This is a genomic window from Stenotrophomonas sp. STEN013 (genome assembly GCF_056760355.1).
The window spans coordinates 362,574-389,357 of sequence record NZ_JBRREO010000003.1; the positions used below are offsets into that span (position 1 = coordinate 362,574).

Consider the following 26,784-nt stretch of genomic DNA (forward strand, 5'->3'; position numbering starts at 1 on the left):
GTGCAGCTGATCGACAGCCACTGCCATCTGGACGCGCCCGAGTTCGATGGAGACCGTGCCGCGGTGATCGAACGTGCCCGCGCCGCGGGCGTGACGGTACAGATCGTCCCGGCCATTACCGCCGCCCGCTGGCCCAAGCTGCGCACGGTCTGCACCCTGGAGAGCGGGCTGTATCCAGCCTACGGCCTGCACCCGATGTTTGTGGCCGAGCACCGGCCCGAACACCTAGACCAGCTGCGCGACTGGATCACCCGGGAGCGTCCGTGTGCCATCGGCGAATGCGGGTTGGACTTCTTCGTCGACAGTCTCGACCCGGATGCGCAACGCGCCTATTTCAACGGACAGCTGGTACTGGCGCGCGAGTTCGACCTGCCACTGATCGTGCATGCACGCCGCGCCCTCGAGGAGGTGATCCACACGATGCGGCGGATCGGCGGGCTGCGCGGCGTGGTCCACAGTTTTTCCGGCAGCCCCGAACAGGCCCGGCAGCTGTGGGAGATGGACTTTTTGATCGGCCTCGGTGGCCCGGTGACCTACGACCGCGCCAACCGCCTGCGCGGCCTGCTCACACAGATGCCCCTGGAGTACCTGCTGCTGGAGACCGATGCCCCGGACCAGCCGGACGCCGCCATCCGCGGCCAGCGCAACGAGCCGGCGCGGCTGCCGGCCATTCTCGAGGTGATGGCACAGCTACGCCAGCAGCCGGCCGGCGAGATCGCCGCGCAGACCACCGCCAACGCCCGTCGCCTGTTCGCTCTGCCCGGCCCTTGACCGGGCAACTCGGTTACTCGACCACGGCCATCGCCGCCGTTGAAGTGGCAGCGGCCCTGTCGCGGGGCTTGAGCAGGATTTCCAGGGCCCGGCCGACGGCGGCAAAGGCGAATGCCCCGGTGATGTGGGTGGCCGCACCCAGCCCGGCACCGCAGTCCAGCTTCAGCGCCGCATCCGCGCCCAGGTTGGGGCGCAGCCCGCAGACGCTGCCATCGGCCTGCGGATACTTGACGTTCTCCAGCGAGTAGATCGCCGAAACCCCGAAATACCGCTGCGGATTCTTCGGAAAATTGAACTCGGCACGCAGCTTCTTGCGGATCAACGCCATCATCGCATCGTGCTCGGTACGCGAGACATCCCGCACCCGCACCAGGGTTGGATCGGTACGTCCGCCAGCCGCCCCCACGGTGATCATCGGCAGCTTGCGCCGCCGGCACCAGGCGATGGCCTCGACCTTGACCCGGAAACTGTCACAGGCGTCGATCACCAGATCGAACCGGCGATCCAGCAGCTCGGCCATATTGGCGACGGTCAAAAACGCCTCGACGGCCTCGACCTCGATCTCGGGATTGATCGCCCGGCAGCGTTCGGCCATCGCCACGGACTTGTTGCGTCCATATTGGCCAGCCAGTGCCGGCAGCTGGCGGTTGGTGTTGGAGACACAGATATCGTCGGCATCGATCAGGGTCAGATGCCCGACCGCCGAACGCGCCAGCGCCTCGACAATCCACGATCCGACCCCGCCCATGCCGATCACCGCGACCCGGCAGCCGGACAGGTGCTCGATGGTCCCGGCACCATACAGCCGGTCGATACCGGCAAAGCGTTCACGCAATGACTCTTTCATGCGCCCATTTTAACCGTGGTCGGCAGCAGTCCGTGCGTCGTACCATCGGCATTCCTTGTCCGGAGACACCCGCATGTCAGATCCCGTCCGCACCCAGTCCAAGGCCTCCCGCTATCTGTTCATCCTGGTTCTCGGCCTGCTGCTCGGGGTGGTGGCAACGGTCATGGCGATGCGTGCGATCCAGGAGCGCCAGGACCATTTTCCCGACAGCCTGATGACCGTACTGGCCAAGCAATCGCAGCTGCTCGGCGAAAGCCAGAAGCAGAACCGCTGTGCGCCCAGCGACGTGGCCCCGCGCCTGCAGACGCTGCGCGCCCTGTCCAACGACCTGGATCTGGCATTCCCCGGCCTGAAGGACGATGCGCGCTTCCAGCAGCATGCCAGCCAGTTCCGCGCCACACTCAATGATGCGCTGGCCAGCGTGCCAAGCGACTGTGCGGCGCTCGCCGTCACGCTGCAGAAGCTGGGCAGTGACTGCAAGGCCTGCCATCAGGACTTCAAGTAAGCCGCACCCAATTCACCCGTGGTTGGCGCTCCATTCACGTGCCAAACGACACGATCCGGGTGCCGGGCAAAACCACATGCCCGTAATCCCCATCTGGCAAGGAGCAACACCATGAAGATTCAATTGATCGCTGCAGGCGCCATCGCCAGTCTGGCTCTGGCCGGTTGCGCCACGTCGCCCGGCTACGGTGGCGGCTACAACAATGGCGGCAGCTACGGCAACAGCAACAATGGCTACAACCAGAACCAGTGCCGTGATTGCGGGATCGTGACCCGCATCGACACCGTGGCATCGGGCCGCACCGCACCGGCGGCGACCGGCGCGGTGCTGGGTGGCATCGTCGGCGCGGTGGCTGGCCATGAGATCTCCGATCACACGGGCGGCAGCCGCGGCAACAAGAACATCGCCGCCGTAGCCGGCGCCGCAGCCGGCGCTCTGGCCGGCAACAAGATCCAGCAGAATGTCACCGGCAATTCGTATGACATCCAGGTCCGCATGGATGACGGGCGCGTGATCGTGGTCAACCAGAAGGATCTGGGCGGCATCCGCGAGAACACCTATGTGCGCGTGGTCAACGGGCGCGTCGTACTGCGTTGATTGGCAATGCTCCACGGACAAGCAAAAAGGCCCGCTCGCGCGGGCCTTTTTACTGCCGCCAGCGGCGTATCAGACCGGCTGTACGGCGTCGGCCTGCAGGCCCTTCTGGCCCTGGACCACGGTGAAGGTGACCTGCTGGCCTTCCTTCAGGCTCTTGAAGCCCTGGGTCTGGATGGCGCGGAAGTGCACAAAAACGTCTTCACCATTCTCACGACTGATGAAGCCAAAGCCTTTGGCGTCGTTGAACCACTTGACGGTACCGGTTTCGCGATCAGACATCTCGACTAACTCCCTGTAGCTCTGAGTTTGATGGATACGCCCCGCAAGGCGGCTGACTGCAAGGAGGAAGCGAGGTGCAACGATGCAGCAAATCGTTCGATCTACCCATCAGGCCACGATTCACGGTGACCTTGCCAAGCTCAGCGGCTGCAACTTAACCCGGGACAAATGAAATTGCAATCGGGTAAAAGTCACTCTGTCAACCCCCTTTTGACCCATCAGCCGGACCCCTATGGACTATTCATTCATCTTGTACGTATTGGCCGGACTGCTGGTTGTGACCGGGATCGCAGGCGTCATTCTCCCGGCGCTGCCCGGGGTGCCCCTGGTGTTCGCCGGGCTGCTGGTCGCGGCGTGGACCGACGGGTTTGACCGGGTCGGCTGGCTCCCCTTGCTGTTGCTGGGCGTCCTGACCGCGATTTCGGTGGTGATCGACGTGCTGTCCACGGTGATCGGCGCACAGCGGGTCGGAGCCAGCAAGCTGGCCCTGGTCGGATCGGCGATAGGTACCGTGGCCGGCCTGTTTTTCATGCCGATCGGCCTGTTCGTTGGACCGTTCGCCGGTGCGCTGGCCGGCGAATACATCAACGGGCGCAAGCTCGGCCAGGCCACCAAGGTCGGACTCGGCACGTGGCTGGGCATCGTGCTCGGGGTCGCGCTGAAACTTGGCCTGGCGGTGGCCATGCTCGGCGTTTTCGCCGTGGCGTGGTTCTTCTGAGCGGGCCGCCGGTGTCTCATGACTCCCCCTGCACGAGACAATCACCGACAATCCCGCCTGACCTGACCACTTGCTCCGCAGCGGACATCCTTCCATGGCCCGCATCCGAAGCAGGCTTCAACTTTCCGCGACCGGATCATGCCCATGCGCAGCCTTCCGCTTCATCTCGCCATCCTGCTCGCTCTGAGCGGACCCAGCGCCTACGCGCTGGGACAGGAATCGATCACCGATCCGGCATCGCCACAGGCCTGTTTCGCGCTGGACTCCGATGCCAGCCGGCTGGCCTGCTACGACAAGGCACTGGGACGCTCGCCGGCCGATACCCGCGCCGCCGATGCCGCCGCCGTTGCCGCACAGCAGGCACGCAAGGAAGCCAAAGCCACCGCCAAGGCCCTGGACGAGCCGCTGCCGCGACGCAACGAGCTGTTCGCACATGACGACCTGGCCGCTGCCGCGGCCAACGCCGGGCGCGGTTCGCTGTGGGACAGCCGCTGGGAACTGGCCAGGGATTCGAAGTTGGGCCGTTTCCAGCTGCGTGCCTACAAGCCGGTGTACCTGTTGCCGGCATTCTGGACCAGCAAGCCCAACGTGATGCCGCGCTCGCCCAACCCGGCCAATTCGGTGACCCAGGCCGAGGAGCTGGAAAGCACCGAGCTGAAGTTCCAGCTCAGCTTCAAGACCAAGGTGGCCGAGAACCTGTTCGGCGACAACGGCGACCTCTGGGTCGGCTACACCCAGAGCTCGCGCTGGCAGGCCTACAACAGCGAAATCTCGCGCCCGTTCCGTGAAACCAACTACGAGCCGGAAGTGATGCTGGCCTTCCGCAACGGCTATTCGCTGTTCGGCTGGAACGGCCGCATGAGCGCAGTCAGCTTCAACCACCAGTCCAACGGCCGCAGCGACCCGCTCTCGCGCAGCTGGAACCGGGTGATCCTCAACGTCGGTCTGGACCGCGAGAACTGGGCAGTGATGCTGCGCCCGTGGTACCGCATTCCGGAAGGGCGCAAGGACGACAACAACCCGGATATCGACGATTACATGGGCCGTGGCGATGCCAGCGTCATCTACAACCGCAACGGCCATGAAGTGGCCCTGACCGGTCGCCACTCGCTGCGCAGCGGCGACCGCGCGCACGGCTCGCTGCAGCTGGACTACGGCTTTCCGATCAACAACCTGCTGCGTGGTCATGTGCAGGTGTTCGACGGTTACGGCGAAAGCATGATCGACTACAACCACCGCGCGACCTATGTCGGCGTCGGTGTCTCGCTACTGGAGTGGTTCTGAGGCAATGAAAGCGACAATCTGGCACAACAACCGCTGTTCCAATTCACGTGGTGCGCTCGCGCTGCTGCAGGAGGCCGGTGTGCAGGTGGAGGTCATCCACTACCTGGATACGCCACCGTCTGCGACCGAACTGCGGACCCTGCTGGCCGAAATGGGCATGCCCGCCCGCGACCTGCTGCGCAGCAAGGAGGCCGCCTACAGCGAGCTGGGGCTGGCCGCGCAGCTGGACGACGAGGCGGCGCTGATCAACGCCATGGTCGCGCACCCGGCGCTGATCAACCGCCCGATCGTGCGCACGGCCAAAGGCACCGCACTGTGCCGCCCACCGGAAACCGTGAACGCCCTGCTCTGAGCCCCACGGGGCGACGGACCTTGGCGCTCCCGCCCCCGCCCCTCTACAACGTCTTACCACCCACGGCGAGGATCGCCTCGTACAACTCCTCAAGATGCTGTCGTGGCAAGAACGCGCGATCGTTGATGAAGAATGACGGCGTGCCGGTGACACCACTGCGCATGCCGCTGTCTATATCGGCTTGGATACGCTGTCGGTAGGCCGGATCCTCCTGCGCCGCCACCAGCCCCTCTTCGGACATTCCCAGCTCCCGGGTCAGCTCCCGATAGAATTCCTCACCCAGCTGCGGCTGGGCGCTGTAGAGCGCGTCATGCGCCTGCCAGAAGCGCCCGTATGTGCTTGCATATTCGGCCGTTACCGCCGCTGCCCAGGCCTGCGGATGCGACAGCTGCAACGGGAAGTGCCTGAAAACCACGCACAGCGAGCTGCCGAAACGCTGTTGCAGACGTTTGACCAGCGAAAACGCTTCGCCGCACGCCGTGCATTGGTAATCGCCGTATTCCACCAGCACGACCGGAGCGGCAAGGTTGCCGGCCACATGATCCTGCGCACTCGCCGGAACACCCAGCACACTCATACATGGCCTCCCCAATGATCGTTGCGGACCTGCCGGCCGCGGCCAACGCGCGGGCTGCAGGAGAACCTACCCCGGCGACCGAGCTATCGGCGTGAAGCGCGGCCAACGCTCCAACTGCCACGGCACACCGTCTGGCCACCGCTCCACTTTCCCTGCGCCGATCCCGCAGGCAAAATCCCGCCACACCGACAGGAAGTCAGCGCATGCCCCGCAAGTACCGTTCGTTCTTCGCCTACACCTCGGCCCTGCTGGGCCTGTTGAGTCTGCTGGCGGTGGCCTGCTTCCACTTTCCCGAACTGCTGACCAGCCGCGAGTTCCGCGCGGTCTACAACGAGCAGTTCGCGCGCCACCTGCTGCTGGTCGGGCTGGTGGCCGCGTTCATCCTAGGCACGATGGCGATCCTGCGCGACCGCAACAAGCGCATCGCCACACTCGGCGTGGGCAGTGCCACCTTGGCCGTGCTGCTGGGCGGCACCAATGTGCAGTTCGACGCCATCGGCCAGACGCCCTACTCGCTCGGCCTGGACTGGTTCGTGCTGTCGCTGTTCTTCTCGGCGCTGGTGTTCGTGCCGCTGGAACGTTATCTGGGCAAGCGCGCCCTGTCGCCGCTGCGGCCGGGCTGGCGCACCGACGTGGCCTACTTCTTCATGAGCCACGTGCTGGTGCAGTTCATCCTGATCCTGGTCACCGCCTCGACCTCCACGGTTGCCGCACTGGCCGCCTTCCCGGCGCTGAAGAACCTGATCCAGTCACTGCCGGTGTGGGCGCAGTTCCTGATCGCCGTGTTCGTGGCCGACATGGCGCAGGCGCTGCTGCATCGGGCCTATCACAACATTCCCTGGCTGTGGCGTTTCCACGCGGTGCACCATTCCAGCCGGCACATGGACTGGCTGGCCGGCTCGCGCATCCATTTCGTCGAGATCGTGCTGACCCGCAGCGCGGTGCTGCTGCCGCTGCTGATCCTGGGCTTTTCCACGCCGGCGGTGAACGCCTACGTGATCCTGGTCGGGCTGCAGGCAGTGCTGGCGCACGCCAACCTCGGCATCCGTTTCGGCTGGCTGGAATACCTGCTGGTACTACCGCGCTACCACCATTGGCACCACGCCCGGCAGCAGGACTATGTGGATGTGAACTACGCCATCCATCTGCCGCTGGTGGACATGCTGATGGGCACTTTCAAACTGCCGCGCGACCAGGCGCAGTGGCCGGAGGAATACGGCGTGATGAAGCTGGAAACCGTGCCCAAGGGCATCGTCAGCCAGCACCTGATGCCGTTCCAGGGCGGGCGCAGGTACCAGGACCACGTGGACTGAAAGCTGCCGCCAAGCGCCCCGGCTCAGCGCCAGTCGCTGATGCCCTCGCGCCGGTAGACCTCGGCAAACGCCGGCCGGGCTTTCATGCGCGCGGCATGCGCGGCCAGCGCCGGCCAGCGGTCACTCGGACGCGGCAGGTTGCGGCTCCAGCGCATCAGCATGGTCAGCATTAAATCCACGGCGCTGAGCCGCTCACCGAGCAGGTACGGACCGGCGAAGGTGAGCTGGTCGGCGACCTGCTGCCACGCCGCCTCCAGCTGCACGCGCGCCCGTTCCCGGACCGCCTCGCTGTGGTTTTCGCCGGCGGGTTCGTGCGGGTAGAACCAGCTGCGATACGCCGGCATCAGGGTGTACACGCAGAAGCACATCCAGCGGTAGTAATCGCCGCGCGCCGGGGTTCCCGGTGCCGGTGCCAGCCCGGCCTGCGGATGCAGATCGGCCAGATGCATCACGATGGCCGCCGACTCGGTCAGCACCTGCCCGTCGAGCAGCAACGCCGGCACGCGCCCGGCCGGATTGATCGCCAGGTACGCCGGCGACTTCTGCTCGCCACGCTCGAAGTCCAGCTGGCGCAACTCGTGGTCGATGCCCAGCTCGATCAGCAGCCAGTGCACCACCAGCGAGGCACTGCTTTGCGATCCATACAGCACGACAGACATGGCGTTCTCTCTGGCAGGCGGAACCGCATTCTATCGATACCCCCGGCGCCGGTGCCTCTGCGCCTTGAGCCTTCGCCGGAAAACAAAACGGCCCGGGCAGAACCCGGGCCGTTTCGGTCTCGTCAGCAACGCCGGCGGTTTACTCGACCACCACCGGAATCTTGCCTATGCGGGCCTGCCATTCGCGCGGGCCGGTCTTGTGCACCGACTCGCCGGTGGAGTCCACCGCCACGGTCACCGGCATGTCCTGCACGGTGAACTCGTAGATCGCTTCCATGCCCAGGTCGGCAAAACCGACCACCTTGGAGGCCTTGATCGCCTTGGACACCAGGTAGGCCGAGCCACCGACCGCCATCAGGTAGGCCGACTTGTTGTCACGGATGGCATCGATCGCCGCCGGGCCACGCTCGGCCTTGCCGACCATACCCAGCAGGCCGGTCTGTTCCAGGATTTGGCGGGTGAACTTGTCCATGCGGGTGGCGGTGGTCGGGCCGGCCGGGCCCACCACTTCGTCACGCACCGGATCGACCGGGCCGACGTAGTAGATGAAGCGGCCCTTCAGGTCCACCGGCAGCGCCTCGCCCTTGTTGAGCATGTCGACCATGCGCTTGTGCGCGGCGTCACGGCCGGTCAGCAGCTTGCCGTTGAGCAGCAGGGTCTGGCCCGGCTTCCAGCTGGCCACTTCTTCCGGGGTGATGCTATCCAGGTCCACGCGGGTGCCCTTGGAGGCGTCGTAGGTGATCTGCGGCCAGTCTTCCAGCGATGGCGGGTCCAGCATCACCGGGCCACTGCCGTCCAGGGTGAAGTGGGCGTGGCGGGTGGCGGCACAGTTGGGGATCATCGCCACCGGCAGGTTGGCCGCGTGGGTCGGGAAGTCCTTGACCTTGATGTCCAGCACCGTGGTCAGGCCGCCCAGGCCCTGCGCGCCAATGCCCAGCGCGTTGACCTTCTCGTACAGTTCCAGGCGCAGCTCTTCGGCACGGTTGGACGGCCCACGGGCCTGCAGATCGGTGATGTCGATCGGCTCCATCAGCGCCTCCTTGGCCAGCAGCATCGCCTTCTCGGCGGTACCACCGATACCGATGCCGAGCATGCCCGGCGGGCACCAGCCGGCGCCCATGGTCGGCACGGTCTTGAGCACCCAGTCCACGATCGAGTCGGACGGGTTGAGCATGGCGAACTTGCTCTTGGCCTCCGAACCACCGCCCTTGGCGGCGACGATCACCTCGACCTTGTCACCTGGCACGACCTTGATGTTGACCACACCCGGGGTGTTGTCACGGGTGTTGGTGCGTTTGCCGGCCGGGTCGGCCAGCACCGAGGCGCGCAGCTTGTTGTCCGGGTAGGCGTAGGCGCGGCGGATGCCCTCGTTGGCCATGTCCTCCACGCCCATGGTGGCGTCGTCCCAGCGCACGTTCATACCGATTTCCAGGAACACGGTGACGATGCCGGTGTCCTGGCAGATCGGACGGTGGCCCTCGGCGCACATGCGCGAGTTGATCAGGATCTGCGCGATGGCCTCTTTGGCCGCCGGCGACTCCTCGCGCTCATAGGCGGCAGCGAGGTTCTTGATGTAGTCGACCGGGTGGTAGTACGAGATGTACTGCAGTGCGTCGGCGACGGACTGGATGAAATCTTCCTGCTTGATCGATGTCACGGCGTGCTCGCTTGCTTGGGGCTGGCGGGGGGTTCCAGCCGCACATTTTACGCCCTGCCGCCGGCCCGTGCCCTGCGGGCGTCCCGCCGGCCAAGAGGCATGTGGCGGGATCGCCCCCCTCCGCAACGGCTTGGGGCCGGCCGGCGTCCGGCATTGCCGCACGCCGGCGGACGGACCCGTATTTCCGCCGGCGGACCAGATTGATGGCCGCGGCCACGGGCAGCGCCCACAATAGCCGCATGAACACGCTCGTCCTGATCCTCGACCTCATCGGCACCTTCGTCTTCGCCCTGTCCGGGGCGACGATGGGCGTACGCCGCCGCCTGGATATCTTCGGCGTGCTGGTGCTGTCCTTTGCCGCCGCACTGGCCGGCGGCATCACCCGCGACCTGCTGATCGGCGCCACCCCGGTGGCGGCCATCAGCGACTGGCGCTACCCGGCCATCACCCTGGCCGCCGGCACCGTCACCTTCTTCTGGGCACCGATGATCGAACGCCTGCAATTCCCGGTGCGGATGTTCGATGCGATGGGACTGGCCCTGTTCGCCGTGGCGGGCACGCAGAAGGCGTTGTCATATGGCATCGATCCCCCAATGGCCGCCGCGCTGGGCATGCTCACCGGCATCGGTGGCGGCATCGCCCGTGACGTGCTGCTGGCCCAGGTGCCGCTGGTGTTGCAGGCCGAGCTGTATGCGGTGGCCGCGCTCGCCGGCGCGGCGGTGGTCGCCCTCGGCTACTGGCTGCAGCTGGCCCCGGTGCCGTGCGCCCTGGCCGGTGCCGGCCTGTGCTTCGGCCTGCGGATGATGGCCATGCATTTTGGCTGGCATCTGCCGGTAGCCCTGCAATCCTCCGATCCGCCGCCCCCGGAAGGTCCACGCCGGTAACGCGGTCACGACACGGCACGCTCACGGATGCGGGGCCATGGTGGAGCCCCCTCGCAACAGGAAGCCGCTCATGTCCGCTCCCCGCTCCGACACCCTGATTGGTGATGATGTCGTCCGCAGCCTCGGCCAGCATGGCCGTGCCTCACAGGTGCTGGTCCAGGTCCAGGACGGGTGCGTCGCCCTCCGCGGCGATGTCCCAGACCACCAGACCAGACACGAGGTGGAACAGCTGGTCGGCGCGATTGACGGCGTGCGCGAGGTCCGCAGCACCTTGCATGTGGACTCCGGCGAGCACTCCTTCGGCGCGCCCGGCCAAGCCGTGCGCGACAACCCGGACGGGCAGGAGATCGGCAGGCTCGCCGGGCTTGAGCAGGAACAGGATATGGATCCGGAGCGCTGAGCCGCGCGCCGGGCTCCGCGTACCCGATCGCGCCCGGCACAATGAGCTACCCCGGAGTCATCCCGCCGCCCTACGCCGCCCATGCCGCCCCCGACACCTACCGCCGCCCCGTTGAAACTGCGCGAGCGGTTCCGCGCCATGCGCAACCTGCCGCCGTTCCTGCGGATGATCTGGCAGACCAGCCCGCGCCTGACCCTGGCCAGCCTGGGGCTGCGGCTGGTGCGCTCGCTGGTGCCGGTATCGATGCTCTATGTCGGCAAACTGATCATCGATGAGGCGGTAAGGCTGGCCGGTCTGCCGGGCACGTTCCCGCCGCTGGACCAGGCGCTGGCGAGCGGTTTGCTGGGCCACCTGCTGGTATTGCTGGGCATCGAACTGGCGCTGGCGATCGGCTCGGACCTGCTCGGCCGGCTGGTGGGCTATGCCGACGGCCTGCTCTCGGAACTGTTCACCAACGCCAGCAGCATCCGCCTGATGGAGCATGCCGCCGAACTCGACCTGGAGGATTTCGAAGACCCCGACGTGCAGGACAAGCTCGACCGTGCACGGCGCCAGACCATGGGCCGGATGAACCTGATGAGCCAGCTGTTCGGCCAGCTGCAGGACGCCATCACCGTGACCAGCCTGGCGGTCGGCCTGGCGGTCTACGCGCCGTGGCTGATCGCACTGCTGGCGGTGGCGCTGATACCGGCGTTCATCGGCGAATCGCACTTCAATGCGATGGGCTATTCGCTGAACTTCCAGTGGACGCCGGAACGCCGCCAGCTGGAGTACCTGCGCCAGACCGGTGCCAGCGTGGACACGGCCAAGGAGGTGAAGATCTTCAACCTGCACCGCTTCCTGATCGAGCGCTATCGCACGCTGGCCAACAAGTTCTATCTGGCCAACCGGCGGCTGGCACGCAGACGCGCGATCTGGGGCACGCTGCTGGCGGCGCTGGGCACGCTGGGCTACTACGCCGCCTACGGCTACATCGCCTGGCGCACGGTGCGCGGTGATTTCTCCATTGGCGATCTCACCTTTCTGGCCGGCAGCTTCCAGCGTCTGCGGCAGTTGCTGGAAGGCTTGCTGATCGGTTTCTCGCAGGTGGCCAGCCAGGCCATGTATCTGGATGACCTGTTCTCGTTCTTCGCCATCGAGCCGGAGATCCGTTCCTGTCCGGATGCGATAGCGGTACCGCGGCCGATCCGCGAGGGCTTCGTGTTCGAGAACGTGGGCTTCCGCTATCCCGACGCCGAGCGCTGGGCGGTGCGGCATCTGGATTTCCATCTGCGCGCCGGCGAAGTGATCGCGCTGGTGGGCGAGAACGGCGCCGGCAAAACCACCCTGGTCAAGCTGCTGGCGCGGCTGTACGACCCGGACGAGGGGCGCATCCTGCTCGACGGCCGCGACCTGCGCGATTACGACCTGGATGACCTGCGCGCCAACATGGGGGTGATCTTCCAGGACTTCGTGCGCTACCACCTCAGTGCCGGCGAGAACATCGGCGTCGGCCTGGTCGAGGCGATGGATGACCAGTCGCGGATCCGCGATGCCGCGCACCGGGCACTGGCCGACGAAGTCATCGAAAGTCTGCCCGCAGGCTACGCGCAACTGATCGGACGCCGTTTCAAGACCGGCGTGGACCTGTCCGGCGGCCAGTGGCAGAAGATCGCCATCGCCCGCGCCTACATGCGCGATGCACAGGTGATGATCCTCGACGAGCCGACCGCGGCACTGGATGCGCGGGCCGAGTTCGAGGTGTTCCAGCGTTTCAAGGAACTGTCCGACAACCGCACCGCGGTGCTGATCTCCCACCGCTTTTCCAGCGTGCGCATGGCCGACCGCATCCTGGTACTGGCCGATGGCCGGATCGAGGCCAGCGGCACCCACGCGCAGCTGATGGCCGAAGGCGGCCGCTACGCCGAACTGTTCGAGCTGCAGGCCGCCGGCTACCGCTGAGGCCCGCACAATCACGGTTAATGAGAGGCGCTCTCATTTTGCTAGAATGGGCCGGCTAACTCCGATCCAAGATAAAGAAACGGTATGTCTTCCGCTTTTGGCACCGAAACGGTGCTTGAAGTCCGTCACTGGACGGACGCCTATTTCAGCTTCTCCACCACCCGCGATGCCGGTTTCCGCTTCGAGAACGGCCAGTTCGTGATGATCGGCCTGGAAAACGAAGGCGGCCGCCCGCTGATGCGCGCCTATTCCATCGCCAGTGCGAACTGGGAAGAACAGCTGCATTTCTTCAGCATCAAGGTCCAGGACGGCCCGCTGACCTCGCGCCTGCAGCACCTCAAGCCCGGCGACAAGGTGCTGGTCGGCAAGAAGCCCACCGGCACCCTGCTGATCAGCGATCTGCACCCGGGCAAGCACCTGTACCTGCTGGGCACCGGCACCGGCCTGGCGCCGTGGCTGAGCATCATCAAGGACCCGGAAACCTACGAGCGTTTCGACAAGGTGATCCTCACACACGGCGTGCGCTTCGAGCAGGATCTGGCCTACCGCGAGTACTTCGAGAAAGGCATCTTCGAAGACGAGATCCTGGGCGATATCGTCCGTGACAAGCTGCTGTACTACCCCGCCGTGACCCGCGAACCGTTCCGCAACCATGGCCGCCTGACCGCGCTGATGGAAAGCGGCCAAATGCAGGAGACGCTGGGCCTGCCGCCGATGGACCCGGCCAACGACCGCTTCATGATCTGCGGCAGCCCGCAGATGCTGGCCGACCTGCGCAGCGTGCTCGATGTCCGTGGCTTCCAGGTGTCGCCGCGCATCGGCCAGCTGGGCCACTACGTGTTCGAGCGCGCGTTCGTCGAGAAATAGCGCGCCGTCATGGCGTAACGGATACGCCAGCACCTCTTATGGTGAATAGGCCGGGTCATCACGATCCGGCCTTTTTTTCAGGGATGGGTGGTCATGGGATCGAGCAGTTCCCATATCCGCTTCATCGGACAGCAGTGGGTGGCGCTGCAAATCGAGAATGCCCGGCAGGAGCCTGTCTTGGGGAAGCATTCCGGAAAAGGTCGTGGCGGCGATGCGTGAGTCGCGGGATGCCGCCATCGCGGCACACCGCAAAGCGATCCTGGCAGATGCCCGCTGCGGAAACGCGGGCAAGGCATTCACACGCTCCCCGGCCAAGCAGCTTGTCGCTGCCGAGCGTCTGCCGACGCGGCCTGCTTGCGGGGCAAGGGGGTTTTCCAGCGCTCCGAAGGGGCGACACGGCCTCGCGGTCGAGGGGCCTATCCCCCTTTTTTGCGTTGCCCCGCCATCCCTGGCGCGTTGCCCGTCCTATGCTTTCCTGGTCCGGTGGGGAGCAAGCGCAAGACCGGCAAAGCCATGCAGAGGGGACTGGACGAGCTCAAGAGCAGCCGTCGCTGTGGCGGCACCCTCAGCCGGCCAATGCCGACCGGATATCGGCTTCGATCGATTCCGGACGGACCGTGGGCGCATAGCGCGCCCACACCTGTCCGTCCCGACCGATCAGGAATTTGCTGAAGTTCCACTTGATCGCGGCAATCCCCAGCGCACCGCGTTTTTCCCGCTGCAGCCAGCGCCACAGCGGATGCGCCTGGGCACCATTGACCTTTACCTTCGCCGACAGGGGAAAGCTGACACCGTAATCGAGGCTGCAGAAGCGCTGGATCTGCGCCGCATCGCCCGGCTCCTGATGGCCGAACTGGTCGCAGGGAAACCCGAGCACGACCAATCCGTGCTCGCGGTACTGGCGCCAGAGCTGCTCCAGCCCGGCGTATTGCGGGGTGAAGCCGCATTGCGAGGCCACATTCACCACCAGCAGAACCTTGCCGCGGAAGCGGGACAGATCCAACGGTTCACCGGCCAGCGTGGTGGTCTGGAAATCAAAAGCACTGGGCATGACAACTCCTGCGTCTGGAGGACAAGCCTACGCCCGACAGCGGCGAACTGCGCCGAATCTGGCCTTTTCCAGCCCCATGCCCTTTGACACCTCCCCCCGATCTCCCCCTCGGGTTACCCTCGGGGTTTCGTATTTTCCCGGAGCATCACCTTGACCACCCGCCTTGCCCTCGCCCTTGCCGCGACCCTGGGACTGGCCCTGCCGGCCTACAGCGTCAGCGCTGCCGCCGCGACCAGCCAGTCGGCCGAACAGGCCAATCCGTTCTTCGCCGAGAGCCCGCTGCCGCTGCACTACCCGCAGTTCGACAAGATCAAGGACAGCGATTTCGCCCCCGCCTTCGACGCCGGCATGGCCGCGCAGCTCAAGGAAGTGGATGCGATCGCCAACAACAAGGCCGCTCCGACCTTTGAAAACACCCTGATCGCGCTGGAGAACAGCGGCGCCATCCTCGACCGCGCCACTACCGTCTTCTTCTCGCTGATCGGTGCCGACACCAACGACACCCGCAAGAAGCTGCAGGCCGACTACTCGGCCAGGTTCGCCGCGCACAGCGATGCCATCAACCTCAATGGCAAGCTGTTCTCGCGTATCGAGACCCTCTACAACAACCGCGCCAAACTGGACCTGGATGCCGAAGGCGTGCGTCTGGTCGAGAAATACCATGACAACTTCGTCCGCGCCGGCGCCAAGCTGTCCGAGGCCGACAAGGCAAAGCTCAAGGCCATGAATGCCGAGCTGGCCAACCTGGGCACCAAGTTCAGCCAGAACGTGCTGGCCGAGGTCAACGCCTCGTTCATCGTGGTTGACGACGTCAAGCAGCTCGACGGCCTGTCGGCCGAGCAGATCGCCGCCGCCGCCGAAGCCGCCAAGGCCCGCAAGCTGGAGGGCAAGTACGTCATCGCCCTGCTCAACACCACCGGCCAGCCGTCGCTGACCAACCTGACCAACCGCGAACTGCGCCAGAAGATCTATGAAACCTCGATCTCGCGCGGCAGCCGCGGCGGCGAGTACGACAACACCGCGCTGGTCTCGCGCATCATGACCCTGCGCGCCGAGAAGGCCGCGCTGATGGGCTTCCCGAACTTTGCCGCGTACTCGCTGGGCAACCAGACCGCCAAGACCCCGGAAGCGGTCAACGCGATGCTGGGCCAGCTGGCCCCGGCCGCCGTGGCCAACGCCAAGCGCGAAGCCGCCGACCTGCAGGCGATGATCGACGCCGAGCAGAAGGCCGCCGGCAAGCCGACCTTCGAACTGCAGCCGTGGGACTGGGCGTTCTACAGCGAGAAGGTGCGCCAGGCCAAGTACAACTTCGACGAATCGCAGCTCAAGCCGTACTTCGAAATGACCAAGGTGCTGGAGGACGGCGTGTTCTTCGCCGCCGGCAAGGAGTTCGGACTGAGCTTCAAACAGCGCACCGACCTGCCGGTCTACCACCCGGATGTGACCGTGTATGACGTGTTCAACGAAGACGGCAGCCAGCTGGCGATCTTCATCTTCGACCCGTATGCGCGCCAGTCCAAGCGGGGCGGCGCCTGGATGAACGCCTACGTCTCGCAGTCGGGCCTGAGCGGTGACCTGCCGGTGGTGGCCAACCACCTCAACATCCCCAAGCCGCCGGCGGGCAAGCCGACCCTGCTGACCTGGGACGAAGTGACCACCACTTTCCACGAGTTCGGCCATGCCCTGCATGGCATGTTCTCCAATGTGAAGTACCCGTACTTCGCCGGCACCGCGGTGCCGCGTGACTTTGTCGAGTTCCCCTCGCAGGTCAACGAGATGTGGTCCGACGAGCCGACCATCCTGGCCAACTACGCCAAGCACCATGAAACCGGCGCAGCCATGCCGCAGGCGTTGCTGGACAAGGTGATCGCCGCGGCCAAGTTCAACCAGGGCTTCGCCACCACCGAGTACCTGGGCGCGGCGATGCTGGACCAGAGCTGGCACCAGATCGGCGTGGGTGACGTGCCGGCACCGAAGGATGTGCTCGCTTTCGAACGCGCCGCACTGGAGAAGGACGGCATCTACTACGCACCGGTCTCGCCGCGCTACCGCACCACCTACTTCAGCCACATCATGGGCGGCTATTCGGCCGGCTACTACGCCTACATCTGGTCCGAAGTGCTGGATGCCAACACCCAGAAGTGGTTCCGCGAGAATGGCGGCCTGACCCGCGCCAACGGTGACCGTTTCCGCCAGACCCTGCTGTCCAAGGGCGGCAGCGTGGATGCGATGGAACTGTTCCGCAACTTCGCCGGCCATGAGCCGCAGATCGAACCCCTGCTGGAAAAGCGTGGCCTGAGCTCGGGCACCGCGACCAACTAAGCGGCAGCGATTGTTGCAATGAAAACGCCCGGCCATGCCGGGCGTTTTCATTTGCTGACCACCTGCGGCAGTCAGCGTGGCGCGACATAGCCGCCGGGCACACCGCGCGGCGACAGCACCAGCTGCCACAACTGTGAGTGGCGGGTGCGGAAGGTCGCCATCGAGGCGGCCAGATAGAAGCGCCACATGCGCCGGAACCGCTCGTCATAACGGGGATCGAGCTGCACCCATGCCGCTTCCACGTTGTCGCGCCACGCCTGCAGGGTGCGGTCGTAATCGATACCGAAATTGTGCCAGTCCTCCAGCACGAACAGCCCCTCCATGGCCGTGCTGATCTGTGCGGCCGAGGGCAGCATCGAATTGGGGAAGATGTATTTGCCGATCCAGCGGTCGGTGCGCTCGCGACTGACGTTGGTACCGATGCTGTGCAGCAGGAACAGCCCCTGATCGCCGAGGCAGCGCCGGACCGTTTCGAAATAGCCTCGGTAGTTCTTGACGCCGACGTGCTCGAACATGCCCACCGACAGGATCGCGTCGAAGCGCTCGTCCAGCGCGCGATAGTCCTGCAGGCGGATCTCCACCGGCAGCCCGGCGCAAAGCTCGCGCGCGAAGGTGGCCTGCTCCTGCGAGATGGTGATGCCCACCCCCTCCACGCCATAACGCTCGGCCGCGTACTTGAGCGCCTCGCCCCAGCCACACCCGATATCCAGCACGCGCATCCCCGGGCGCAGCCCGAGCTTGCGGCAGATCAGGTCCAGCTTGGCTTCCTGCGCCTGGTCCAGACTGGCGACATTGCGCCAGTAGCCGCAGCTGTAGACCAGGCGCTTGCCGAGCATGGCCCGGTACAGGTCATTGCCCAGGTCATAGTGGCGCTTGCCCACTTCGTAACTGCCCTGCCCGACCTGCAGGTTGAACAGCTTGGCTTTGAGTGCGTCCCAGACCTCCCCGCTGCCGTGGACGCGCTCGTCCAGACGCGCGTCCAGCAGATGGGTCAGGAAGCCATCGAGCGAATGGGCTTCCCACCAGCCGTCCATGTAGCTCTCGCCCAGCCCCAGCGAGCCATCGGCCAGCACCCGCGCGTGGAAGCGCGGGTCAAGGATATCGATGTCCTGCGGCCGATCCCCGCCGGGAATAACGTCCGCCTCCTGCAGCAATGCCTCGACACGTCGTTGCAGCCCTGCATCCATCGCTGGCACTCCACGGTTTTACGGCTGTGCGAAAAGCCCCCGGTACTCGGCCGCCACGTGTGGCAGCAACACCGCCGCCGGCACATCCACGCTCTGGGTACCGTCCGAATACGGTCCTACCTGATACGGGGGAAACACGAAACGCAGGGCGCCGATCTTGCCGGCGCCATCGAGCACCGGCTGGAACTGGCTGAAATTGACCGCCTCAGCGCCGGTGCCGTCATCGATCATCTTGGAAAGGACACGGATCTGCCGCTGTTGCTCGTCCGGGTCCAGATCCTCGCCCGGCACGCGGGCCATGGCCTGCTCCAGCAGCTTTTCCCGACTGTACTCGCTGATCGCCTGCCACCCTTTGGCGCCGGTGATCAGCTGCTCGGCGGCAAGGGCCTGCTGCTTTTCCGGCAGCCACACGAAGCGCGCGACCAGCGGCTGGCCATGGGCGCCACCGGTATAGCTGCTGCCCTCGGCCGACACGGCCACCACCGCCGGTGTATCGACCAGCATGTCGAAGGCCAGCGACAGTTCGTACGGCGCCGTCGGCTTGTCGTTGCCCAGCGCGCCCACCGCCTTCAGCAGCTCGGCACGGGCATGCTCGGCATACTCCACCAGCGCTGCCGCCAGCCCCGGGTACTTGGCCGCGGCCGGCGGGTAGCTGATTCCGATGACATGGCTGGGGGTGTTCTCGATGACATCGCGCATCTCCACCGGGGCAGGCGCCTGCGGGGAAGCTGCATCGGCAACCTCGGCGCCGGCCGTGTCGGGCGTGGCGGTGGCCGGCTCATCGTTCTTGCATCCGGCAAGTAACAGCAGCATCAACGCTGCGGCATACGTTCCCTGTCCAAACCTGTTCATCGTTTCTCTGTCCTCAAAAATGCCGCGACGTGGGGCCGGGCTCCGTGCTGTGCGGATTATCCGCGCAGGTCGGCATATTCTCCATGACGCCGCATGAAAGCCGCTGCATAGGTGCAGGCGGGGATCACCTTCCACCCCTGCGCACGGGCGTAATCCAACGCCGCCCGGGTCAGCGCCCCGGCGATGCCGCGGCCACCGATCGCCTCCGGCACACCGGTATGGGTGATGACCATGCCGCCCTCCTCCAGCCGGTACTCCAGCACCGCCACGTGGCCGTCCACGAGCAGTTCGAAGCGGTGGTTGGCGGCATCCAGGACAACGTCCTGCGGGCACGGGGAGAGATCGGACATGGGCGAGGCTCTTGAGGGCTGGCCCATTCTGCCCGGTAAAAACACCGGTGTGACGTGAAAGGCCGGGGCGGTGCGGGCGCACCGCGTCACTTTCTGCCCCAATCTTCGCAAAACGCGAGGCACCGGGGGCCATTTCGGCCCTCCAACAGTTGGCATGGCGTTTGCAGCTGTCCAGGCAACGACATACCCAACCGGAGATGCCCGCCATGTACGACCTCGACCGCTCCATCCCGGCCAACGACCACGACGCCACCCTGCTGGAAGGCCTGTTCCAACTGGCCGTCGCCGGCGAAACCGAAGGATGGCAGTTCGACAGGATCGATACCGAAGTGTATTCGCGCCTGCTCACCACCTATAACGCCTGATCGCCCAAGGCGCTCCTGCCGCCGGAATCGCCCAGACCAGGACGACTCCACCGGCGAGAAGGCAAACAGAAAAGGCCGCCCCAGGGCGGCCTTTCCGTTTCCCTGCGCCCCCGGCCATCCGGCGCGGCGACGTTTTCAGCTACTCAGCCGAAGCGCGGGTTCATCAGCTCCTGCAGGAACACCTGCAGCAGCCGCGGCTCCATGCACAGCATGAACAGCACCCCGAACGCGGCGCCGGACAGATGCGCGCTGTGGTTGATGCGGTCACCGCCCTTCCTGTCCATCCAGAGGCTGTAGCCGACGTAGAACACGGCATAGAGGATCGCCGGCGCGGGGATGAAGAACACGAAGATCAGCGACCACGGCGAGACCAGGATGAAGGCGAACAGCACCGCCGACACCGCGCCGGACGCCCCCAGGCTCAGGTAGTTCGGATTCTTCTGGTTCTTCAGGTAGCTGGGCAGGATCGAAACCACCAGCGCCAGCAGATAGAACACCAGATACACCCACCATTGCCCGGTGATCCGCAGCATCAGCCCTTCGATCATCCGGCCGAAGAAGAACAGCGTGACCATGTTGAAGATCAGATGGGCGAAATCGGCATGGATGAAGCCGTAGGTCACCAGCCGGTCGTACTGTTTGTGCCTGTCGATGGCCGGCGGCCACAGGATCAGCCGGTCGGCCAGCTTGCGGTTGGAAAACGCGATCCACGACACCAGGCCGGTGATGGCGATCAGAAGCAGGGTTATCGGTCCTTGCATGCTCATGCCGCCCGGTAGTTGTCGACCATCCTGTAACGCCGCGCGTACAGGCCGAAGGCCAGCGCCGCGATGAAGGCGAAACCAGCGAAGAAGAACATCAGGAACGCCGTCTCGCTCAACCCGGTGGTGGCGATGCGGTCGGTCACCGCCGCATTGCGCACCGCCGCGTTGGACAGCAACACCCACAGGTTGCCGATGGTGGTGGTCAGGTTCCAGAAGCTCATCACCACCCCCTTCATCGAGGCCGGCGCCTGGCTGTAGGCGAATTCCAGGCCGGTGGCCGAAACCAGTACCTCACCGAAGGTCAGCAGCGCATAGGGCAGGATCTGCCAGAAGATCGACATCGCGCTGCCGCCGTCCATCATCACCTGGATACCGCCGATCACGATCCACGCCAGGCCGCTGAAAGCGATACCGGCGGTCATCCGCCGCAGCGCGGTCGGCTCGATGCCGAAGCGGCGCAGCGCCGGATACAGCACCAGGTTGTTGAACGGGATCAGGATCATCACCAGCAGCGGGTTCAGCGCCTGCATCTGCGAGGCGGTGAACCAGCTGGGCATGCTCATCTGCTGGCCCTGCAGCACCCAGGTCGAGGCCTTCTGGTCGAACAGCGAGAAGAACGGCGTGGTCAGGGCGAAGATCACCAGCACCTTGAGCACCGAACGCACGCCCTCCACCGCCATTTCCGGATGCACGCCGCGGGCGCGCTCCAGCTGCAGCATGGTGCCGCCGCCGATACCGGCCAGCACCGCCACCAGCGCCAGACACAGGCAGATCACGATGCCCAGACTCGGCACCAGCGCGAACGACGACGCCGCCAGCACCACGCCCAGCACCGCCACGACCAGCCCCGGGCGCCCATGGCCCGGCACCTTCGCCAGCAGCGCAGTGCGCACCACATTGCCGAAGGAATGCGGATCCTTCGGCGGCAGCGGCACCAGCACGTATTTCTTGCGGCCCAGCCAGAACACGAAGGTCGCCACGAACATCAGGATGCCCGGGATACCGAACGCCCACTGCGGGCCGAGGTTCTTCAGCGCCAGCGGAATCAGCAGCGAGGCGAACAGCGAGCCGAAATTGATGATCCAGTAGAAGGCATCAAAGACGATCTTGGCAAGATGCTTGTTGCTCTGGTTGAACTGGTCGCCCATGAACGAGGCCACCAGCGGCTTGATGCCACCGGCGCCGAGCGCGATGAGGCCCAGCCCCACGAAGAAGCCCTGCCGGCTGTCCTCGAACAGCGCCAGACAGGCGTGGCCGGCACAGTAGATCAGGCTGAACCACAGGATGGTGTGGTACTTGCCGAAGAACTTGTCGGCCAACCAGCCACCGAGCAGCGGGAAGAAATACACGCCGATCATGAAGCTGTGCATGATGTCCTTGGCCTCGCCTGCGCGCGCCTCGGAGGTGACCTCCTGCAACAGCAGCGAGGTGATCAGGAACTGCACCAGGATGTTGCGCATCCCGTAAAAGCTGAAGCGCTCGCACGCCTCGTTGCCAATGATGTAGCCGATCTGGCGGGGCATCCGTGCCGTGGAATCAGGCATTGCTGCCTCGGTACTGGTCGTCATCTAGGGGCGATCCTGCGATACATAAGGTTGCAAGCGTAACCCAACCGGTTACCCGCGCGTCCATAGCGGAGGTGGCGCAAAGGCATCTGCCGGATGGCAGGTACCCCCTACGCGCCCGGCATGCTTTCATGCCCCTTCCATCGGCCCTGAAGCTCCATCATGCCCACTGTCTCCCGCCTGCTGCTGTCCTGCCTGTTGTTGTCCTCGCCGGCAATGGCGGCCCCTGCGACACCGTTGAGCACGCTGGCCGAGCAGTCCGGCTTCCAGCGCACCGGCCGCTATGACGAAGTCCTGGCGCTGTGCGCCGCCTTCGCAGAACGCTATCCGCAGCAGGTACGCTGCGAGGACTTCGGCACCTCGCCCGAAGGACGGCCGATGAAGGTGCTGATCGCCTCGACCGCCGGCGCGCTGGATCCGCAAACCGCCAGCGCGCGCGAGCTGCCGGTGGTGCTGATCCAGGGCGGCATCCATGCCGGCGAAATCGATGGCAAGGACGCCGGCTTCCTCGCCCTGCGCCAGTTGCTCGACGGTGAGGCCGGCCACCACGCGCTGGACAGGTCGGTGCTGCTGTTCGTGCCGGTATTCAATGTCGATGGCCATGAGCGCTTCGGTGCCTGGAACCGGCCCAACCAGCGCGGCCCGGAGGAAATGGGCTGGCGCACCACCGCGCAGAATCTGAATCTCAACCGCGACTATGTCAAAGCCGACGCCCCGGAAATGCGGGCGATGCTGGCCCTGGTCAACCGCTGGGACCCGCTCATCTACGTGGACCTGCATGCCACCAATGGCGCCCAGTTCCAGCACGACATCTCCATCCAGGTCGAGCCGGTCCACGCCGGCGATCCGCCGTTGCGGTCCACCGGCCGTGCGTTGCGCGACGGGGTGATCGCCGATCTGGCCGCGCAGGGCGCGCTGCCGCTGCCGTACTACCCCTCGTTCGTGGTCAACGACGATCCGGCCTCGGGCTTCGAGGACGGCGTGCCGACGCCGCGCTTTTCCCATGGCTATTTCCAGCTGCGCAACCGCATCGGCGTGCTGGTGGAGACCCATTCGTGGAAGACCTACCCGGTCCGCGTCGGGCTGACCCGCAACACCATCGTCTCGGTGCTCGAGCAGAGCGCCCGTCATGGCGCCGGCTGGCGTGCCGAGGCCCTGGCCGCCGACCGCCGCAGCAGCGCGCTGGCCGGTACGGCGGTGCCATTGGCCTGGGCCACCGCCCCCGAGGCCCATCCCGTCGATTTCCTCGGCTATGCCTATACCCGCACGCCCTCGGAGGTGTCCGGCGCGCTGATGACGCGCTATGACGAGACCACCCCGCAGGTCTGGCGCGTACCGATGCGCGACACGATCACCCCGTCGGTCCAGGTGGTCGCACCACGCGGCGGCTATATCGTGCCGGCCGCCCATGCCGAGGCCGTAGGCGCCAAGCTGCGCCAGCACGGCATCGATTTCCGCACGGTCACCTCCAGCAAGGAACATCCGCTGCAGACCTTCCGCGCCGGAAAATCGACCCCGGCCGCACAACCGGTGGAAGGTCACCAGCGGCTGCAGGTCAGCGGACAGTGGCAGGAGGAAAAGCGCACCGTGCCGGCCGGCTCGCTGTTCGTGCCGATCGCCCAGCCCAGGGCGCGCCTGGCGATGACGCTGCTCGAACCGCAGGCGCCGGACTCGCTGCTGCAATGGGGCTGGTTCAACAACCAGTTCGAGCGCAAGGAATACATGGAGGACTATGTCGCCGAACAGGTCGCCCGGCAGATGCTCGACGCCGATCCGGAACTGCGCAGCGAGTTCGAGCGCCGTCTGCGCGACGAGCCGGCGTTCGCCGCCGATCCCGCCGCGCGACTGGACTTCTTCTACCGCCGCCACAGCGCCTGGGATGAGCGTTACCAGCTCTATCCGGTGATGCGCAGCGACGTCAGCGCGTTCTGAGGCCTGCACAGCCCGTCCACGCCGGTGCACGTTAGGATGAAATACGCTCGAATGAATCTGTGCAATGGTGCGCTGGGGCTATCTCGGATTGCTTGTCCTGTCTTTCGCTGGCGCGGCCGAACCGACCGCGCCAGCGCTGAAAGTGGCCACTCTGCGCCTGCCTTCCGAGGCGGTGCAGTGGACGGAACAGCGCGAGCGGATTGTCGCGCTGCTTCAGGAACTGCACCCGGATGTGATCGCCGTGCAGCAGGTGCGGCAGTCGCCTGACGCCCCCAATCCCGCCTGCTGGCTGGCCAGCCGCCTGCAATACAACTGCGACTTCATCACCGCCGATCCGCCAAGCCAGCCGCTGCGCCAGGGCAATGTGCTGCTCAGTCGCGACAGCGTGGTCGAAGATGGCATCACCCTGCTGCATGGGGCCAACCAGTTCAGCGCCGCCGGCATGCAACGCCTGCAGCGCGGATCGAACACGGTGAACGTCTATCTGGTACGGATCCGGCCCGAAAACGATGACGCCAGCGCGCGCGAGCACCAGGCTGCGGACCTGCGCACCTGGATCGCGGCTACCGGTGACGGGTATCCATCGCTGGTGGTCGGCGACTTCTCGGCCTCCACCGGTGAGCTGGTCGAGCAATTGCCCGGGTTCCAGCCCGCACGCAAGAATCCGGCCGCACGCCGCAGCGAGGCGATCCCCGGTGCGCCATCCGGCCACGGCATGGATGTGCTCTACCAGGTGCGACGGTTCGCGGATGTGGCCCAGCAGATGGTGCGGCTGACTTCCGGGGAGGATGGCCCCGCCAACCCGCGGCCGCTGGGGCTGATGGTCACCGTCCGGCTGATCGAGCCTGACGACGCCGCTACACAGGACCCTCCCTGAAACGGAAACGGCCGGGCATCACTGCCCGGCCGTTCTGCTCCGCGCGCCGTCGATCACGACGGCGCCGATCGCCCTCAGGCCATCGCAGCGGCGTAACGACGCTCCACTTCCTGCCAGTTGATCAGGCTGTAGAAGGTTTCAATGAACTCGGCGCGGCGGTTCTGGAACTTCAGGTAGTAGGCGTGTTCCCACACGTCGATGGTCAGCACCGGGGTACGGCCTTCCATCAGCGGGCTTTCCTGGTTGCCGGTCTTCTCGATGACCAGCTTCTTGTCCGCGGTGACACTCAGCCACGCCCAGCCCGAGCCGAACTGGGTCAGCGCGGCCTTGGTGAAATCTTCCTTGAACTTGGCAAAGCCGCCCAGCTGCTCGTCGATCGCCTTGGCCAGCTCGCCCCCCGGGGTGCCGCCGGCGTTCGGGGCGATCACGTCCCAGAACAGCGCGTGGTTGCCGTGGCCGCCGCCCTGGTTGCGCACGCCCTGCTGCAGGTTTTCCGGCAGGGTCTTGACCTTGCGCAGCAGCTCGTCGATCGGCAGGTCCGCGTACTCGGTGCCTTCCAGCAGCGCGTTGAGGTTGTTGACGTAGGTCTGGTGGTGCTTGGAGTGGTGAATCTCCACGGTGGCCGCATCCATGTACGGTTCCAGCGCGTCGTAGGCGTAAGGCAGCTTGGGCAGGGTAAAGGCCATCAGGAATCTCCTTGGGTATGTGCCTGGGGTCTGTGCCCGGCGATGCCGGGCGATGCAGATGCGAGGTCAATGGTAGGCAGGTAGCGGCAACTTACCAAGACCGGTGTAAAGGAAGCTTTGTCCTGTTGCAGCATTCCGACCGATAGGGAGCACCGACGCTGCCGTTGTTATTCCCGGGTGAAAGCATGCCGCCGCAGCTTCCGTTCAAAAAAAGCCAGCGCCACACGTGATAATCGAAGCCCTTCGCAGCAACCTGATCCGCCCCGCCGATGCGTAAGCCCGTTCTTCTGTTCATCGCCCTGTCCCTGCTGGTCGCCGGCCTGTGGGGCATGCACGAAGTGCAGCGTCCGGCGCCGCCGCAGTTCGCCCCTTCACTGAGCAATCCCGCCACAGCTACCGGCGGAGACAGTGGGGAACCGCAAGCACCTCGCGCGCGCGACGTCCTGCCCGCCTTCCTGCCATCCGAGGCGCACGCCACCATCGCGCTGATCCAGCGCGGCGGTCCGTATCCACACCGGCAGGACGGCGGCGTGTTCGGCAACCGCGAACAGCGCCTGCCGCAGCGGCAGCGCGGCTATTACCGCGAATACACCGTGGACACGCCCGGCCTGCAGCACCGCGGCGCCAGGCGGATCGTCACCGGCGGCGACCCGCCCGAGGCCTGGTATTACACCGATGACCACTACGACAGTTTCCGCAGTTTTGAAGTCCCCGCCCCCCGGAGTGCGCCATGAGTGACAGCGGTTTCGACATGGGGCTGGACGATGCCAGCCAGGCCGGCGTGTTTGGCGTGGGCGACGGCGATCTGGGCGGATTGGCTGCCGCCGCGCGTGATGCCGGGCTGCGCGTATGCCGGATCGATCTGCAAGCCTGTACCGACAAGCGCACGCTGCTGATGCGCATCGGCACGCAACTGGACTTCCCGACCGGCTGGAGCCGCAACTGGGATGCGCTGTCAGATGCGTTGCGCGACCTGTCCTGGCTGCCGGGCAACGGCTACGCGCTGCTCTTCAACGATGCCGAGGACCTGCGTCAGGCCGGCAGCGGGGATTTCGACACGCTGCTGGACGTGCTCTCCGAAGCCTCGGCCAGCTGGGCCGAGGACAACATTCCGTTCTGGGCGTTTCTGGAACTGGCCGATGGCGGCGCAGCATCCACGGAACCCACCACCAACTGAGCCGG

At 65.6% G+C, this 26,784-nt stretch carries 29 protein-coding genes; 17 read left to right on the top strand and 12 right to left on the bottom strand.

Annotated elements, in window-relative coordinates; genetic code table 11:
• Positions 1–771, top strand: a complete 771-nt coding sequence (locus ACVOMH_RS09550) for a TatD family hydrolase (RefSeq protein WP_481551788.1) — start codon at positions 1–3, stop codon at positions 769–771.
• A 13-nt stretch (positions 772–784) separates the two neighbouring features.
• Here ACVOMH_RS09550 and ACVOMH_RS09555 read toward each other — a convergent pair whose 3' ends face one another.
• Positions 785–1,618 (bottom strand): tRNA threonylcarbamoyladenosine dehydratase, encoded by an 834-nt coding sequence (locus ACVOMH_RS09555; RefSeq protein ID WP_481551789.1) that lies wholly within the window; start codon positions 1,616–1,618, stop codon positions 785–787.
• A 73-nt stretch (positions 1,619–1,691) separates the two neighbouring features.
• Here ACVOMH_RS09555 and ACVOMH_RS09560 point away from each other — a divergent pair, with 73 nt between their 5' ends.
• Both ACVOMH_RS09560 and ACVOMH_RS09565 read left to right on the top strand, forming a co-directional pair.
• Entirely contained in the window at positions 1,692–2,123 is a 432-nt protein-coding gene (locus ACVOMH_RS09560; protein WP_054658960.1) for a cytochrome c, read from the top strand.
• 111 nt (positions 2,124–2,234) lie between these two features.
• On the top strand, positions 2,235–2,720 hold the full coding sequence (locus tag ACVOMH_RS09565; RefSeq protein WP_481524282.1) for a glycine zipper 2TM domain-containing protein: 486 nt from the start codon (positions 2,235–2,237) through the stop codon (positions 2,718–2,720).
• A gap of 69 nt (positions 2,721–2,789) precedes the next feature.
• Here the strand turns inward: ACVOMH_RS09565 and ACVOMH_RS09570 are convergent, their stop codons facing one another.
• The gene (locus ACVOMH_RS09570; protein WP_054658958.1) at positions 2,790–2,999 is read right to left on the bottom strand and encodes a cold-shock protein; all 210 of its coding nucleotides are present in this window, start codon (positions 2,997–2,999) and stop codon (positions 2,790–2,792) included.
• A 232-nt stretch (positions 3,000–3,231) separates the two neighbouring features.
• Between ACVOMH_RS09570 and ACVOMH_RS09575 the strand changes: the two genes are divergently transcribed.
• From ACVOMH_RS09575 to arsC, 3 genes are all read left to right on the top strand, one after another.
• Entirely contained in the window at positions 3,232–3,717 is a 486-nt protein-coding gene (locus ACVOMH_RS09575) for a DUF456 domain-containing protein (protein WP_054659173.1), read from the top strand.
• 144 nt (positions 3,718–3,861) lie between these two features.
• Positions 3,862–5,001 carry a phospholipase A gene (locus tag ACVOMH_RS09580; protein ID WP_083468479.1) on the top strand — a complete coding sequence of 380 codons (1,140 nt, stop codon included), beginning with the start codon at positions 3,862–3,864 and terminating at the stop codon, positions 4,999–5,001.
• 4 nt (positions 5,002–5,005) lie between these two features.
• Complete coding sequence (gene arsC, locus ACVOMH_RS09585) at positions 5,006–5,353, top strand: arsenate reductase (glutaredoxin) (protein ID WP_481551790.1); 348 nt, start codon at positions 5,006–5,008, stop codon at positions 5,351–5,353.
• Positions 5,354–5,396: 43 nt separating this feature from the next.
• Here arsC and ACVOMH_RS09590 read toward each other — a convergent pair whose 3' ends face one another.
• On the bottom strand, positions 5,397–5,930 hold the full coding sequence (locus ACVOMH_RS09590; protein ID WP_481524284.1) for a DsbA family protein: 534 nt from the start codon (positions 5,928–5,930) through the stop codon (positions 5,397–5,399).
• 203 nt (positions 5,931–6,133) lie between these two features.
• Between ACVOMH_RS09590 and ACVOMH_RS09595 the strand changes: the two genes are divergently transcribed.
• Positions 6,134–7,243: a sterol desaturase family protein gene (locus ACVOMH_RS09595; RefSeq protein WP_481524285.1), complete on the top strand. Its 1,110-nt coding sequence runs from the start codon at positions 6,134–6,136 to the stop codon at positions 7,241–7,243.
• A gap of 23 nt (positions 7,244–7,266) precedes the next feature.
• Here the strand turns inward: ACVOMH_RS09595 and ACVOMH_RS09600 are convergent, their stop codons facing one another.
• Together ACVOMH_RS09600 and ACVOMH_RS09605 are read right to left on the bottom strand one after the other, a co-directional pair.
• The gene (locus ACVOMH_RS09600) at positions 7,267–7,902 is read right to left on the bottom strand and encodes a glutathione S-transferase family protein (RefSeq protein ID WP_481551791.1); all 636 of its coding nucleotides are present in this window, start codon (positions 7,900–7,902) and stop codon (positions 7,267–7,269) included.
• Positions 7,903–8,041: 139 nt separating this feature from the next.
• Entirely contained in the window at positions 8,042–9,559 is a 1,518-nt protein-coding gene (locus ACVOMH_RS09605) for a fumarate hydratase (RefSeq protein WP_481551792.1), read from the bottom strand.
• A gap of 239 nt (positions 9,560–9,798) precedes the next feature.
• Here ACVOMH_RS09605 and ACVOMH_RS09610 point away from each other — a divergent pair, with 239 nt between their 5' ends.
• The 4 genes from ACVOMH_RS09610 to ACVOMH_RS09625 all read left to right on the top strand — a co-directional run bounded on the left by ACVOMH_RS09610 (position 9,799) and on the right by ACVOMH_RS09625 (position 13,651).
• Positions 9,799–10,443, top strand: coding sequence for a trimeric intracellular cation channel family protein (locus ACVOMH_RS09610; protein ID WP_481551793.1), 645 nt, complete (start codon positions 9,799–9,801; stop codon positions 10,441–10,443).
• A gap of 70 nt (positions 10,444–10,513) precedes the next feature.
• Positions 10,514–10,843, top strand: coding sequence for a BON domain-containing protein (locus tag ACVOMH_RS09615; RefSeq protein WP_054657926.1), 330 nt, complete (start codon positions 10,514–10,516; stop codon positions 10,841–10,843).
• Between the two features lie 81 nt (positions 10,844–10,924).
• The gene (locus ACVOMH_RS09620) at positions 10,925–12,784 is read left to right on the top strand and encodes an ABC transporter ATP-binding protein (RefSeq protein ID WP_481551794.1); all 1,860 of its coding nucleotides are present in this window, start codon (positions 10,925–10,927) and stop codon (positions 12,782–12,784) included.
• 84 nt (positions 12,785–12,868) lie between these two features.
• Positions 12,869–13,651, top strand: coding sequence for a ferredoxin--NADP reductase (locus ACVOMH_RS09625; RefSeq protein ID WP_057506008.1), 783 nt, complete (start codon positions 12,869–12,871; stop codon positions 13,649–13,651).
• Between the two features lie 565 nt (positions 13,652–14,216).
• Here ACVOMH_RS09625 and ACVOMH_RS09630 read toward each other — a convergent pair.
• A complete protein-coding gene (locus ACVOMH_RS09630; protein ID WP_481551795.1) occupies positions 14,217–14,702 on the bottom strand; it encodes a glutathione peroxidase in 486 nt (161 codons plus the stop codon).
• A 150-nt stretch (positions 14,703–14,852) separates the two neighbouring features.
• Here ACVOMH_RS09630 and ACVOMH_RS09635 point away from each other — a divergent pair, with 150 nt between their 5' ends.
• Positions 14,853–17,024, top strand: coding sequence for a M3 family metallopeptidase (locus ACVOMH_RS09635; RefSeq protein WP_481551796.1), 2,172 nt, complete (start codon positions 14,853–14,855; stop codon positions 17,022–17,024).
• A 71-nt stretch (positions 17,025–17,095) separates the two neighbouring features.
• On the opposite strand, the gene cfa is transcribed toward ACVOMH_RS09635, so the two are convergent.
• From cfa to ACVOMH_RS09650, 3 genes are read right to left on the bottom strand one after another with little or no spacing between them, the layout of a single operon-like run.
• Positions 17,096–18,211 (bottom strand): cyclopropane fatty acyl phospholipid synthase, encoded by a 1,116-nt coding sequence (cfa, locus tag ACVOMH_RS09640; RefSeq protein ID WP_054657920.1) that lies wholly within the window; start codon positions 18,209–18,211, stop codon positions 17,096–17,098.
• An 18-nt stretch (positions 18,212–18,229) separates the two neighbouring features.
• A complete protein-coding gene (locus tag ACVOMH_RS09645) occupies positions 18,230–19,063 on the bottom strand; it encodes a DUF3298 and DUF4163 domain-containing protein (protein ID WP_481551797.1) in 834 nt (277 codons plus the stop codon).
• Between the two features lie 56 nt (positions 19,064–19,119).
• Positions 19,120–19,413 (bottom strand): GNAT family N-acetyltransferase, encoded by a 294-nt coding sequence (locus ACVOMH_RS09650; protein ID WP_481551798.1) that lies wholly within the window; start codon positions 19,411–19,413, stop codon positions 19,120–19,122.
• Between the two features lie 206 nt (positions 19,414–19,619).
• Here ACVOMH_RS09650 and ACVOMH_RS09655 point away from each other — a divergent pair, with 206 nt between their 5' ends.
• Positions 19,620–19,778 carry a hypothetical protein gene (locus ACVOMH_RS09655; protein ID WP_172675043.1) on the top strand — a complete coding sequence of 53 codons (159 nt, stop codon included), beginning with the start codon at positions 19,620–19,622 and terminating at the stop codon, positions 19,776–19,778.
• A 143-nt stretch (positions 19,779–19,921) separates the two neighbouring features.
• Here the strand turns inward: ACVOMH_RS09655 and ACVOMH_RS09660 are convergent, their stop codons facing one another.
• The gene (locus ACVOMH_RS09660; protein WP_481551835.1) at positions 19,922–20,539 is read right to left on the bottom strand and encodes a rhomboid family intramembrane serine protease; all 618 of its coding nucleotides are present in this window, start codon (positions 20,537–20,539) and stop codon (positions 19,922–19,924) included.
• A 2-nt stretch (positions 20,540–20,541) separates the two neighbouring features.
• Positions 20,542–22,110 carry a POT-type proton-dependent oligopeptide transporter gene (locus ACVOMH_RS09665; RefSeq protein WP_481551799.1) on the bottom strand — a complete coding sequence of 523 codons (1,569 nt, stop codon included), beginning with the start codon at positions 22,108–22,110 and terminating at the stop codon, positions 20,542–20,544.
• Positions 22,111–22,269: 159 nt separating this feature from the next.
• Here ACVOMH_RS09665 and ACVOMH_RS09670 point away from each other — a divergent pair, with 159 nt between their 5' ends.
• Both ACVOMH_RS09670 and ACVOMH_RS09675 read left to right on the top strand, forming a co-directional pair.
• The gene (locus tag ACVOMH_RS09670) at positions 22,270–24,039 is read left to right on the top strand and encodes a M14 family metallopeptidase (RefSeq protein ID WP_481551800.1); all 1,770 of its coding nucleotides are present in this window, start codon (positions 22,270–22,272) and stop codon (positions 24,037–24,039) included.
• Positions 24,040–24,103: 64 nt separating this feature from the next.
• On the top strand, positions 24,104–24,916 hold the full coding sequence (locus tag ACVOMH_RS09675) for an endonuclease/exonuclease/phosphatase family protein (RefSeq protein WP_481551801.1): 813 nt from the start codon (positions 24,104–24,106) through the stop codon (positions 24,914–24,916).
• A gap of 74 nt (positions 24,917–24,990) precedes the next feature.
• On the opposite strand, the gene ACVOMH_RS09680 is transcribed toward ACVOMH_RS09675, so the two are convergent.
• The gene (locus ACVOMH_RS09680; protein ID WP_054659749.1) at positions 24,991–25,602 is read right to left on the bottom strand and encodes a superoxide dismutase; all 612 of its coding nucleotides are present in this window, start codon (positions 25,600–25,602) and stop codon (positions 24,991–24,993) included.
• Positions 25,603–25,871: 269 nt separating this feature from the next.
• Here ACVOMH_RS09680 and ACVOMH_RS09685 point away from each other — a divergent pair, with 269 nt between their 5' ends.
• Positions 25,872–26,336, top strand: coding sequence for a guanyl-specific ribonuclease (locus ACVOMH_RS09685; protein ID WP_481551802.1), 465 nt, complete (start codon positions 25,872–25,874; stop codon positions 26,334–26,336).
• Complete coding sequence (locus ACVOMH_RS09690; RefSeq protein WP_481551803.1) at positions 26,333–26,779, top strand: barstar family protein; 447 nt, start codon at positions 26,333–26,335, stop codon at positions 26,777–26,779. The genes ACVOMH_RS09685 and ACVOMH_RS09690 overlap by 4 nt, the downstream gene beginning before the upstream one ends.
• Positions 26,780–26,784: the final 5 nt, after the last annotated feature.